General features: G+C 45.1%; 9 protein-coding genes. 4 read left to right on the top strand and 5 right to left on the bottom strand.

The genetic code is table 11. From position 1 onward, the window contains the following. Window positions 1-57 precede the first annotated feature (57 nt). Genes BLW49_RS04135 through yfkAB form a run of 3 tightly spaced genes read left to right on the top strand, consistent with a single transcriptional unit; the run spans window position 58 to window position 3,876 of the window. A complete protein-coding gene (locus BLW49_RS04135) occupies window positions 58-1,500 on the top strand; it encodes a bifunctional metallophosphatase/5'-nucleotidase (RefSeq protein ID WP_090723294.1) in 1,443 nt (480 codons plus the stop codon). Window positions 1,501-1,550: 50 nt separating this feature from the next. Continuing rightward, window positions 1,551-2,675, top strand: a complete 1,125-nt coding sequence (locus BLW49_RS04130) for an HD-GYP domain-containing protein (protein WP_090723293.1) — start codon at window positions 1,551-1,553, stop codon at window positions 2,673-2,675. 55 nt (window positions 2,676-2,730) lie between these two features. Further along, complete coding sequence (gene yfkAB, locus BLW49_RS04125) at window positions 2,731-3,876, top strand: radical SAM/CxCxxxxC motif protein YfkAB (protein ID WP_090723292.1); 1,146 nt, start codon at window positions 2,731-2,733, stop codon at window positions 3,874-3,876. 55 nt (window positions 3,877-3,931) lie between these two features. Here the strand turns inward: yfkAB and BLW49_RS04120 are convergent, their stop codons facing one another. Beyond that, window positions 3,932-6,565 (bottom strand): cation-translocating P-type ATPase, encoded by a 2,634-nt coding sequence (locus BLW49_RS04120; protein ID WP_371264535.1) that lies wholly within the window; start codon window positions 6,563-6,565, stop codon window positions 3,932-3,934. Window positions 6,566-6,964: 399 nt separating this feature from the next. On the opposite strand from BLW49_RS04120, the gene BLW49_RS04115 reads away from it, so the two are divergent. Then, a complete protein-coding gene (locus tag BLW49_RS04115; RefSeq protein WP_177178663.1) occupies window positions 6,965-7,615 on the top strand; it encodes an HAD family hydrolase in 651 nt (216 codons plus the stop codon). Window positions 7,616-7,756: 141 nt separating this feature from the next. Here BLW49_RS04115 and BLW49_RS04110 read toward each other — a convergent pair whose 3' ends face one another. The 4 genes from BLW49_RS04110 to BLW49_RS04095 all read right to left on the bottom strand — a co-directional run bounded on the left by BLW49_RS04110 (window position 7,757) and on the right by BLW49_RS04095 (window position 12,592). Beyond that, window positions 7,757-8,857, bottom strand: coding sequence for a YheC/YheD family endospore coat-associated protein (locus BLW49_RS04110; protein ID WP_090723289.1), 1,101 nt, complete (start codon window positions 8,855-8,857; stop codon window positions 7,757-7,759). 38 nt (window positions 8,858-8,895) lie between these two features. Continuing rightward, window positions 8,896-9,966 carry a YheC/YheD family endospore coat-associated protein gene (locus BLW49_RS04105; protein ID WP_371264534.1) on the bottom strand — a complete coding sequence of 357 codons (1,071 nt, stop codon included), beginning with the start codon at window positions 9,964-9,966 and terminating at the stop codon, window positions 8,896-8,898. Between the two features lie 35 nt (window positions 9,967-10,001). Next, complete coding sequence (locus BLW49_RS04100) at window positions 10,002-11,375, bottom strand: YheC/YheD family endospore coat-associated protein (RefSeq protein WP_076311430.1); 1,374 nt, start codon at window positions 11,373-11,375, stop codon at window positions 10,002-10,004. 116 nt (window positions 11,376-11,491) lie between these two features. Further along, entirely contained in the window at window positions 11,492-12,592 is a 1,101-nt protein-coding gene (locus BLW49_RS04095; RefSeq protein WP_076311429.1) for a YheC/YheD family endospore coat-associated protein, read from the bottom strand. Window positions 12,593-12,597: the final 5 nt, after the last annotated feature.

Below are 12,597 nucleotides of genomic sequence, written 5' to 3'. Positions count from 1 at the left end.
ACGAGACTTTAGCGCATCAATCTATGGCTATTAAGTATCCGGAGGAGGAATACAGAGATGACGAACCATAAGTCTAAACAAACCCTGACCATTCTTCATACGAATGATATTCACAGCCATTTTAATAAAATGGGTTCCATCGCTGCAATGATCCAAAGGGAGAAGGAGCAGGCTGGACCCGGAGAAGAAATTCTGGTGTTGGATATTGGAGATCACATGGACCGGATGGCAGTCGAGACCGAAGGATCCATGGGCGGGGCCAATGTAGATGTCCTAAACTTAACGGGCTATGATGCAATTACGATTGGTAATAATGAGGGATTAACATTTACACCGGATATTCTAGATCAGGCCTATGCAGGGCTATTATGCAAGGTTGTTTGTGGCAATCTGATTGATGAACGTTCAGGACAGCCTCCGGTTTGGATGGAGCCATCGACTATTCTGACAAAGGGCGACATAAGAATAGGTATATTGGGTTCTACCGCACCGTTTAGCGCGTTTTATGAACTGCTTGGTATGAAGGTGCTTAATCCAGTCGAAACGTTAAAGACTCAGGTAACAAAAATAAGAGAACAGGCTGATATTGTTATTCTGTTATCACATTTGGGACTTACAACCGATCAGAGAATCGCTGAACAGATCGATGGAATTGATATGATATTGGGAGGCCATACGCATCACGTATTGGAGGAGCCGCTGGAAATAAACCAGACGATCATATGCGGTGCAGGTAAATATGGTCAATACCTCGGAAAAATAACCGTTGAACGATCCAGTGAGGAAGAACATTTTAAGCTGGTTTCAGGTGAATGCCTGCCTGTGGATGACAATCTTCTGCATGAAAATGTGGCGGCTGCTATTATTACACATCGGGAACAGGCCGAAAATAAATTAGGTAGAACCATTGCTGTGACGGACCGTACACTCGCCATTCATTGGGACAGAGAATCGTCATTTGGTAATTTGTTAGCTCAGGCAGTCCGGCAATTTACGGGTACAGATCTGGCGGTTGTTAATGCAGGTCAGCTGCTTGGTGATTTGGAGGAAGGGAATATAACGGAGGGGATGCTGCATGCTTTATGCCCTTCTCCGATTAATGCATGCACCATTCTGTTAAAAGGCGCTGACCTTCGTACAGCTATGGAGGAGAGCTTAATCCCAGAGTACAGGGACCTCGTATTTAAAGGCTTTGGATTTAGAGGTTATCAGCTGGGAGTCCTGTGCATCGATGGTGCTGAGATACACTACGATCCGACTAGACCTCCATATGAACGAATTACCAAGCTGAATATAGGAGAAGTTCCTCTGCATGATGAGCAGTTATATCGAGTGGGGACACTGGATATGTTTACGTTCAATGTGGGATATCAGAGCCTATCGCTCGGTTCAGAGACAGCTTATCGTTTACCAGAGTTTATTCGTGATTTGATTGCTATGGAGCTCAAAAGACCGAATTCGCTTGATGAATGTCTGAGACAGAGATGGATTCTTGACTAAGAAAAATGAAATGCGCTAATAGCATCTGATTTAGGCAGGAGAGATCAATTTTGCGTTTGATACCCATTCATATGCTGCAGCCTGGTATGAGGCTGGGCAAAAGAATATATAATGACGAAGGAATTATTTTGCTAGGCGAACAGGTTGAATTGACCGCCAATCTGATTACTCGTTTAGGTCAATTAGGTTTAAGCTATGTGTATATTCATGATCCGAATACGGACGATATTGAATTTCCGGAATTATTACGTGAAGAAACCCGTATACAGGCCATGAAAGAGATCAAAACACAATTTTCTAAGCTGTCTTCCAGTGGGTCGATGCGGGGCTATTATCCTCATCTCGGCAAAGTATTCGTAGGACTCATGGAGAAGATACTTGAAGATATCAGCTCTCGTCAAGATGTAATGATTATGCTCACTGGAATGCAGTCCATGGACCATGCTTTATACGAGCATTCTTTGAATGTATGTATCTATTCCTTAGTGTTAGGCAAGGCGCTTCGTTATGATAACAAGAAATTGATGGAGTTAGGGCTCGGTGCTTTGCTTCACGATATTGGGAAAACCCAGATTCCTGCGCATATTCTGCAGAAGCCGGGTAAACTCACCAAAGAAGAATATGATATTGTAAAGAATCATACCGTTTACGGATTTAAGCTGCTCAAGGATGAGCCTGGAATCCCGCTTATATCTGCCCACTGTGCTTTACAGCATCATGAACGAATGGATGGAAGGGGATACCCACAGGGCTTGTCCGGGCCCGATATTCACGATTATGGTAAACTGATCGCATTAACTGATTCTTATGATGCAATGACGACTAACCGAATCTATCAGAATGCTCTGCTGCCTCATCAAGCAGTTGAAATGCTTTTTGCAGGATCGGGTACGCAGTATGATCAAAAAATGTTAGAATTGTTTCGGGACTATGCTGCGATATATCCCGTAGGTTTGACTGTTCAGTTATCTACAGGAGAGACGGCTGTCATTGTACGATTGCATCCGGAAGCTCCGCAGAGACCGGTAGTTCGAATCATTATGGATCAGGAAGGCAACACATTAACAGCTCCCTATGAACTGGATTTGTTTCATCGTTTATCGGTGATGATTACAGGAGTGATGGGGGAGTCTTCCTCGGTATTATCCATCGCTGAACAGCCGCAGTTTACATAATGTAGTGTAGTTTAGTAGGACAGCATAGTTCAATTTAGGAAATAAGGTGAAATAAATGACTTTAATGAATCATGAAATGAAGAATATTCGTGCGCTTTCTCCGGCATATGATCCCTGGGATCCGATCATGTCGTTAAGAAAATATGGCAAGCATGTGCTCACCAGCGTTGAAATGACCGTCACTCATCTATGCAACATGCGCTGCGAGCATTGTGCTGTCGGTGAGATGCTGGTTATGAAGGAAGCTCCCTCCATTCCTGTATCTCAAATGATTGAGGCATTGGATCAGGTGGAGCACCTGGAAACGATTAGCCTGACGGGCGGGGAACCGAGCTTCTTGGAGAAAACGGTGGATGAAATGATTCTTCCTCTGCTCAAGTATGCCAAAGCGCGTGGTATCCGCTCACAGATCAACTCGAATTTGACGATGGATATTAGCCGATATGAGAAGCTGCTGCCTTACCTGGATGTTATGCATATTTCATTTAATTATTTGAATGCCTCTGATTTTCATGAGGTAGGATTTGCCAACAGTAATCGACCGGTCAGTTATAATACGGCAGCCAAAATGTATGATCGCATGATGGAAAACTCCTTGAAGCTAAGCGAGCAGGGAATGTTTATTTCCGCAGAATCAATGATTAATTATCGCACACATCAGAAGCTTGGAGAGATTCACAAGCTCATAGGCCAGATGGGAGCAAGAAGGCATGAAGTTCATCCCATGTATGCTTCAAACTTTGCTGCGGCACTGCCTGTCTTGTCACTGGATGATATGCGTAATGCGATCCATGGACTGCTGGACGTGAGAGATCAGGAGATGTGGATGCTCTTCGGAACACTGCCGTTCTATGCTTGCAATGGGGGAGATGAGGATCGTAAGCTCATTTCCCGTCTATACAAAGAGCCGAATGTAACGATAAGAAATGACCCGGATGGCCGCAATCGGGTGAATGTGAACATGTTTACCGGCAACGTATATGTAACCGATTTTGCGGATATTCCGGAATTCGGAAATATCAAGAATGAGCGACTGGATGATATTTTTGCGGAATGGACCTCGAATCATCCTTTGAATCAGACCGTTAATTGCTTCTGCGATGCAGCAAGCTGCTGTGGGCCGAATCTGCTCGTACGAGATATGTATTACAAAGATATTGATTTTAAGACACGTAAGGCTTTTCCTAATATCATCGGATAGATAGTTTGTATAAAAAGGGCTGCCACACCCATGAGGTGAGGCAGCCCTTTATTTGTTATTTGCGCTGTGCTGTTGCATTGCGGATCATTTTAATAATCTCCATCAGAATAACAGCGGCCAGCGCTAAGCCAGCGGCGATAAAGAACTCATTCCAGCCAAATGCATCTGGAATAGAGAAGATCCCTCGCACCCCTGGAATCAAGGTGACAGCGTACAGCACGAAGCATACAGCTACAGCACCAAGGACATATTTGTTCGAGAACAGCCCGACTTGAAAAATCGTCTGCTGTGTTGAGCGTGCAGCGAACGTTTGCAGGGTGCGGGCCAGGATTAAGGTTGTAAAGGCCATTGCAACGCTCATTTCTGGTGAATGGGATAGACCAATATACTGTGATGTGATAACGGCGATCCCGATGAGAATTCCGCGTGTGAGTACCGCGCTAAGTGTTCCTCCAGCAAAAATCCCTTCATTAATGTCTCTCGGCTTACGAGACATCACGTTTGGCTCCGGCTTTTCCATACCAAGCGCAATGGCAGGAAGTGAGTCATTGGCCAGGTTAATGAATAGAAGCTGTATTGCTGTAAAAGGATTGATCCAGTCAACGATGAGCGCAAACAGGATGGCAATGATTGCCCCCAGATTTCCTGCAAATAAATAGGCGATCGCTTTTTTAATATTATCAAACACGGTTCTGCCGACACCGACGGCCTTAACAATCGACACGAAGTTGTCGTCCGTTAGAATCATCGCCGCGGAATCCTTGGCTACATCCGTTCCGCTTCCCATGGCAACCCCGATATCGGCTTGCTTCAGGGCGGGGGCATCGTTAACGCCGTCCCCAGTCATAGCAGCGATATTTCCTTTTTTCTGCCAAGCACGTACAATTCTTATCTTGTTCTCAGGCGATACGCGGGCATAGACCGATATATTCTCAAGCTTCTGATCCAGCTCTTCCTCAGACATCGCGTCCAGCTCTTGTCCTGTTACGGCAATATCATGGTCATCCATCAGACCAATATCACGCCCAATGGCCTGAGCAGTCGTCTTGTGGTCGCCTGTAATCATTACCGTGCGTATGCCGGCCTTCTTCGATTCAATAATTGAATCGTATACTTCTTCACGCGGCGGGTCGATCATGGCAGTCAGACCTACTAGGGTTAGATCATACTCATCCTCAACACCAAGCTCATTTTTATCACTTGGTATTGTTTTATAAGCATAAGCTAACACTCGAAGTGCTCTTTCAGAGAAATTCTCATTCGCTTCCTTGAACTGAGCGAGCAGCTCGTCTGTGAGTGGTACCTGCTCTCCCTTCATAAATACATGCTTACAACGGCTGAATAACACATCAGGACCGCCTTTAGTTAATATTGCTTTTTGACCAGAAAAGGTATGGATGGTAGACATCAGCTTTCGATCGGAATCGAAAGGAATCTCTGCTTCTCTTGGAAATTGATCGCGAATTTCACGATAATGCTTGTTCTTGCTGTTACTGAACGCAATGAGTGCAATCTCGGTCGGATCACCAAGCTCCTTACCTTCCTCATTAATATGAGAATCGTTGCACAATACCGCAATATGAAGAAGCCGGCGTTCTGCATCGTTCCATTCCTGCGGGTTATCAGGAAATTCTTCCTTAGCTCCTTCGGGCAGGAAGTAATCAACAACGGTCATTCGATTCTGTGTTAGTGTACCTGTCTTATCTGTACATATGACACTCGCAGAGCCCAGAGATTCTACCGCCGGCAATTTGCGGATAATGGCGTGCTGCTTTGCCATTTTGTTGGTTCCCACAGAGAGTACGATCGTCACAATAGAAGAGAGGGCTTCGGGAATCGCAGCAACCGCTACGGCAACAGCAAACATTAGCGCGTTCAGGATAGAGCTTGTAACATCTCCTGTATCATCCGACAGCCAGATTCGCCCAGCCTCTACACCGAATATAATGATCGAGAGGATGAGAATAAACACACCCAGCTTTTTACTGAATTTATCAAGCTTGCGCTGAAGTGGTGTTTGCTTCATCTCCGCCGTTTCAATGAGTCCGGCGATCTTACCAATCTCTGTATTACCAGCAGTTGCGGTTACGACAACCGTTCCCCGTCCATACACCGTCAGTGCACCGCTGAATACCATATTACGCCGATCCCCGAGAGCTGCATCTCCTTCGATCGGTTCTGTATGCTTCTCCACGGCTTCTGATTCGCCTGTCAACATGCCCTCATTAACTTTAAGGCTGCCGGATTCGATAATACGTCCATCTGCAGGCACGTAGTCACCTGCTTCCAGTATGACGATATCGCCTGGTACAAGCTCCCTTGCCGGAATGGTCACTCGTGCTCCTGCACGAATGACCTTAGCCTCTGGAGCAGATAAATTACGAAGCGCATCAAGAGAGCTCTCAGCCTTTCGAGTCTGAACGACACTGACGATGGCATTAAGAATTAGTACTAGGAATATAATGAGTGATTCAATGAATTGTCCAAGAATCAGCTGTACAATCGCTGCAATCAGCAGGACGATCACCATAGGATCTTTGAAGTTTTCAAGAAACAGCTTCCAAATAGGATCTCGATCCTTTGCTTTCAGTTCGTTGTATCCTGTTGTTTCAATTCGCTTCTGAGCTTCTTCCTTCGAGAGGCCCTCTAGGCTGCTGTTTACTTCACGCAGAACTTCCTCTTTATCTATTTGGTAGTATTTCAAGCGTTAAGACTCCTTTCCATTCTCCTATTTAAGTATTTGCTCTGCTCCTACAGCCCGCATATGTATGTGGAACCTAGAACGATAAGAGAGCTTGACAGTATAATTTCTCCCTTTTCTCCTTTCCTTATCCTTCGCCAATATATATACCCTTTTTTCCTCAAGATGAAAGATCACAAAAAAGTATAGTACGATGGTCCGGCACACAGAATAAACGGGAGCAAGACCGAAAATTTACATTTGAAAGGTTTACATGTGGGAGAAGGAATGCTTATCATAGACAGGTGGACTAACGACTATACCATTCGTTAATAGCAAACTTATATTAAATAGAATAGGGGATGCGGACTTGTGGAAAAAAGGATCATACTGAATAAACCGGAGGCAATGATTTTTGATATGGACGGAACACTGTTTCAAACGGAATCACTGCTTGTTCCTGTGTACCATAAAATGTTTGATATTTTAAGAGAAGAAGGACATCACGAAGGAGCGACACCACCCGAAGAGCTTATTCTCGGCAGTCTGGGCATGCTGCTGCCTGATATATGGAAGCGGGTAATACCTAATTCAACTGAGGCAGCGAAGCTGCGTGCCGATGAACTATTGCTGCAGCTGGAGCTGGAGGGATTAGAACAGGGGATAGGGGTGCTCTATCCTGGGGTTGTTGATACGCTCAAGGCTCTGCATGACTACGGTGTGAAGCTGTATGTTGCAAGCAACGGGCTGGAGCATTATGTAAAGGGTGTCGCCAAAGCTTATGGTATTGCACATCTATTTGATGATCTGTATAGTGCGGGAGAGTATGCAACAGCATCAAAGGTTGATCTGGTCAAGCTATTGTTAGATAAACACAATATTCGTTCGGCATGGATGGTAGGAGACCGATCCTCTGATGTGGAAGCAGGCGTGGAGAATGGACAGACCGTGATTGGCTGTGCTTATGCGGGGTTTGGACGTGAGGATGAATTGAAGGGATCAAGTGCGCTTCTGAATGATTTTACAGAATTATTGACCTTGTATAAACAAGCTGAATAATAAGAGCCAGCTGCTTACAGAAATGAGTAAACCGCATATGAAATTCCCTTTGGAAGTTGTCAATTGCTTTCAATCTTTCAAAGGGAATGACGTATATGCGGGTTTGTTGTCTCATGTAATAAAAGGTGAAGCCTGGGTCAATTATGAGCTCCTCTGCTTATACAGCCATAGAGAGTACTCCAGCGGTTTCACAATCGCTTGCTTATAAACCTCAGTCTGGCCGATTTGTGAAAATACTTCCCTGGCCGGCTTCGGATTTACCTCAATCAGATATATATCGCCGTTTTTGTCGATAGCAATATCGAGTGCCAGCTCACATAATGCACCATAAGTGGCTTCTAAATATTTTGCAACCTCGACTCCAAAGTTCTCGACAGCGGCACGAACCTCTACTCTCTTATCCGAATCGGTAATCCACTGCGATAAGAGTTCGTTCATTTCTATCGCTGTTCCCCCGCCATGAAGATTGGAAGTGACGCTCTTATGGCCTCCGATCCGACCAGCGCAGCCAGTGAATTCCCATATCCCGTCTTGATTTTTCTGAACCAGCATCCTGTAATCATGCACCCGACCACTGGACAGCTGGAGCTGAACCCCTTCCTGGATAATATAGCGGCTCTTGACTTCCCAATTCTTCAGCAGCTTAGGCAGCAGCGAATAGTGCATCTGTCTTGGCTCCAGAATCTGTCGTTGATGATTTCTGCCTTGAACGAGCAGGAGGCCGTCTTTGTTTAATCGTTCTATTCTGAGAATGCCCCGGCCCCCAGTTCCGTTAATCGGTTTAATATATAGCAGGCTGTGTTTCTTGAGCATGCTCTTCAGTTCAGCATCACTGCTGTACAATTTGGTGTCCAGCAGGTAGGGTCTGAATCGCTGCTTCTTGTGCAGAACCTGATGTATAGTCCACTTATTGCGCAAGGGCCGGTTCAAGAAGAGGAGATGAGCATACTTTTGCCTGAACAGTTTAAGCTCTTGGAAACGGGCACTTCGCTGGATTCTGCACCGATCAAATATCATGTCAGGGAACTTTCTCCATTGTCGAGCCCATCGTTTATGCTCTGTCTCATAAATCAGGGCATGAATCATTTCTTTAGAGGGATGGACATCGGATGGAGTGAATACATATATATCAAGCCCGAGCCGTTCGCCTTCCGAAATCATTCGTTCGTATATTTTCTTTTCTTCAAGTTGCTTTTTGTCGTTGAGGTACAGTGTCAGTATGCCTAAGACAGGTGACGGCATAGAATGATCACCTTCTTTGATAGTAAAATTTGGATGTTTTATCCATTTTGCTTTGCTAGGTGCGTACAGTATTGGATTAACCGTTCAAGCGATCTTTTGCGTATGGCAGGTTCATCGAATTTCATTGGCTTGGAATTGGCTTCAAAGAACCATATGCCCCCGTCCTGGTCAATGCCAAGATCCATCGACATTTCACCCAAGGCGTGACCCGATGATTTCTCAATTTGTCTGGCTATTTCCAAGGCGGTGCTTTTTACATCGTTGAGAATGTTGCTGGCCAGCTGTGTGTCAAATACGCTGCTGAGAAGCAGGATTGGATCTTCAATCGTACCACCGCGCGGCACGTGAGTCGTGATGCTTCTGCGGCCGGCAAGGCGAGCTCCTACACCGGTCATGCGCCACTGACCATTTGCATTTTTTTGCACGAGAACCCGAAGATCAAAGGGACGCCCTCCAAAAGCGGCCAGTTCAATGCCCTGTTGGATAATATATTCGTTTTGTTTTATGTTTCGTTTAATTCTCTTCCATAACGACTCTAGATTAGTGGATTTATAGGTTATGCTCTTGGAATGATCCTGAATCTTGAGCTTATAGGGAAGCTTATCTTCTTCACAATATTGAAGAGTCATTATCCCTTTACCGGCCTTTCCGCTTTCTGGCTTAAGATACACAGATGGGTATGTTTTAAGAATGCTGCTAATTACAGAGGACGATTTGAGCTTTTGAGTATGGGGGATATATGATTTCGTTGACTTCGCTTTACTCAGCCATTCAAACAATTCCCATTTGTTGAAAAAGTAAGGATTATACAGCTTGATCTTGGGATGAGCGATACATTCCTTAATTTTTTTTTGCACTAGCGGCCGGCTTTCATCTTCGCGAAGAGGAATCCGATTGTAAACAATGTTGGGCGGGGGGTATCTGCCTTGGAGCCATTGCTTCCGCTCTGTACTGTATTTGTATCCTTTAATGAAGTCGGCAGACAGGTTCAGATCGCGAACCGTAACGACGTAGACCTGACACCCTAATTGTTCGCCTGTTTTAATAATATCTTTAAAATTTTTGTGATTCCCTCGGAATTTTCTCTTTCTATCATAGACAGTTAATATGGCGATCGTTGGCTTTACGTTTTTTTTGCCTCCAATTAAGAACTTTCCTTCTTCCGGAATTTGCTCAGATACATGCAGTGCGCCAGGATATGCTCCACCGAAGCTTTCCCTTCTGTGCGGAGGGAAGGGTGACGAAAAATGGATCTGCCCGGTTTGGCGTTCGCTTCGAACATCCATACTTGTGCCTCCTGATCAATACCGAGATCAAAACCGATTTCACCGAGAAGATGTTTATGATGAAACTCGATAGCCTCAGCTAATTTAATCGCTGTGTTTTTAGATTTTTGCAGGATTTCTTGTGCTCGGTCACCAAAGGTTTTGCTAAGAGCGTGTTCTGGTGTCATTAGGGAGCCGCCGTTCTTAATATGAGTGGTAATGGAGCCCTTGCCGGCTTTTTTGGCACCAATTCCGACAACAACCCACTCGTTATTTCCGTTCTTATGCATGTGAAAACGAAAATCTATGGGGCAGCCATCGATTTCAATCAACCGAATCCCTTGCTGAACAACATAATCCTTCGTTCTGGACCCGAGTCTGGCCTGAAGCATAGTTGCAAGCTTCTTGAACGAAGTAAATCGGAGAAGAACATTGCCGCCTGGCTTTCTGAACCTGGCGTAATAACCTCTCTTAGGCAAGTAGGTCAGACGAAAAATACCTTGACCGAGACTTCCTGCCGAAGGCTTATAATATACAAATTGATGTCGGTCCAGCATTTCCTTGATCATTTCCATGCTTGGATTCATATGCGACTCTGGTACATAGATGTTGACCGTCTGATCATCCTCCAGCAATCGATAGATATCGGATTTGTTAAAGAAGCTCCAGTTGAAGAAAGGAATGTTCTTCCGTTCAAAACGATCGCGAAGCTGATTGGTCGATTGGGAGAAGTCGGATCTCCTGCTAGGCAGTCTGTTATACACGACGTCAGGAAGCGGTACGTATCTTCTGGAGAATCCACCGCTGCTATTCAGGAAATAACCATAGATTCGTTCATTTCCCCAATCGATATCTTTCGGTGTAAATCCGAATGTATAAGAATTTTGATTACCATGTGTAAGCAATTGTTTTATAAACCCTGTTCGTGAGCCGAACGGTTGTGATGCCGAATTCGGTCCGTCAGACAGAATGCCGATCAGCGGACCAAGCTGAACTTCATCCCCCTCGACACCTTTGATAAGAATATTGCCTGAATTCGGAATTTGAATTGCGTTGCGGACGCTGCTTGATAGATAGATGTGTTTTCCGGATTTCTTCAGTGGTTTGAGATGTACAGGGATACGCTGCTTGCCAAGTCGGACATGAATTGTTTTCTTACCGGATAGCTGGAAGTTATTTATTAATGCATTGGATACATAGATGACCTTCTCCGGCCTTTTTGTAAAGTGCACATTACACAAAGTCAGACTCATTGATTTTATCCTCCTATCCCGAAACGCTGCTGATCTTAAGCGCAGCCAACTCGTCTCAGGCCAGCTGTGCTGGATGTATTCGGCTATTTTAGTGTGCTTATTCGTTTTACTTGTTGTTATTGGGTACGAAGCAGTAAATAACGGGCATATTCAAGAGGCCGGTTGTATGCAAGACTCGTGCTTTCCATATCACCTGCAAGTAGAAAGGAAGATCGACCCGGCTTGGAATTGACTTCAATAATCCACAGCTTCCCATCTCGGTCGATTCCATAATCGATACCAAGCTCGCTAAGACGACCAAACCTTCCTTCTAGTACCACGGGAATGACAGCGGAGAGTTCAGCCGCTTTGTTAATAATGAATTCAGCTTGATCCTTGCCGTATTCCGTTTCCAGAAAGGAGCGGCAGTCCAAGGCTGTTCCGCCTCCGTGGAGATTAGAAGTAAGACTGCCATGACCGCCTTCACGAATTGCTTGACCGCTTAAGCTCCATTTCCCCCTACCATTCTTCTGAACGAGAACACGCAGATCAAACGGTTTTTCCTCCTGATTCATGAGTGAGAGAAATGGCTGAATGATAAATGTTCGAGTGGAAAGGATGCGATGGAGCTGGCTGAGTCCAAGCTCATGATTGGTGAAACGCTTATTGAACATATGGTTGGAGCTGTTGCGTCCTTGAATTATGAGCTTGCCATTCTCAGGCTGCCTGCGAACGAGAACTGTTCTTTTGCCGTGTGTTCCTGCCTGCGGCTTCAAGAATACACCTTGAGGATACCGTATCAGCCATTGTTTTAGCTGTTCTACATTCGTGTAGACGGCAGTATCGGGCAGATGATCTTTTAGCAGAGCGTTAAGGCGAAGGGAGTTATAGACATGCCATTTACCCGGTAGTCCACGGGATAAATATCTGACCTTGTGTGAAGCGGATTTCGAAGCCTTGTTTAGTCTTCGTCTGAATATACCGGGTACAGGAGACAGGCATCGATCATAGATCAGATCGGGCTGTTCTACTGGAAGCAGGGTCCAGTTCCCCTTTATATATTGATAACCGAGATAATTACCGTCTGGCTCGGAGCTTCTGGGGGTCAGCACAACGACATTCATTCCAAAATTTACTCCTTCTTGACAGAGCCGCCTGCAGAAATATTCATCGGCAAATGGAGGTGTTCCCTTCCGTTCATTCACGAGCACACCGAGCGTACCAAGCGGTTTTTTCATGAGTT

The sequence above is a fragment of the Paenibacillus sp. PDC88 genome, from assembly GCF_900106725.1.
Taxonomy (GTDB): domain Bacteria; phylum Bacillota; class Bacilli; order Paenibacillales; family Paenibacillaceae; genus Paenibacillus; species Paenibacillus shunpengii.
The sequence above is the reverse complement of the archived record's forward strand: the minus strand, read 5'-3'. Positions and strand labels throughout refer to the sequence as shown.

Coding starts and splice junctions, on each gene's coding strand:
- BLW49_RS04135 (WP_090723294.1), top strand. CDS start 58: ATGACGAACCATAAGTCTAAACAAACCCTGACCATTCTTCATACGAAT.
- yfkAB (WP_090723292.1), top strand. CDS start 2,731: ATGACTTTAATGAATCATGAAATGAAGAATATTCGTGCGCTTTCTCCG.
- BLW49_RS04115 (WP_177178663.1), top strand. CDS start 6,965: ATGATTTTTGATATGGACGGAACACTGTTTCAAACGGAATCACTGCTT.
- BLW49_RS04110 (WP_090723289.1), bottom strand. CDS start 8,857: ATGCCGTCACCTGTCTTAGGCATACTGACACTGTACCTCAACGACAAA.
- BLW49_RS04100 (WP_076311430.1), bottom strand. CDS start 11,375: ATGAGTCTGACTTTGTGTAATGTGCACTTTACAAAAAGGCCGGAGAAG.
- BLW49_RS04095 (WP_076311429.1), bottom strand. CDS start 12,592: ATGAAAAAACCGCTTGGTACGCTCGGTGTGCTCGTGAATGAACGGAAG.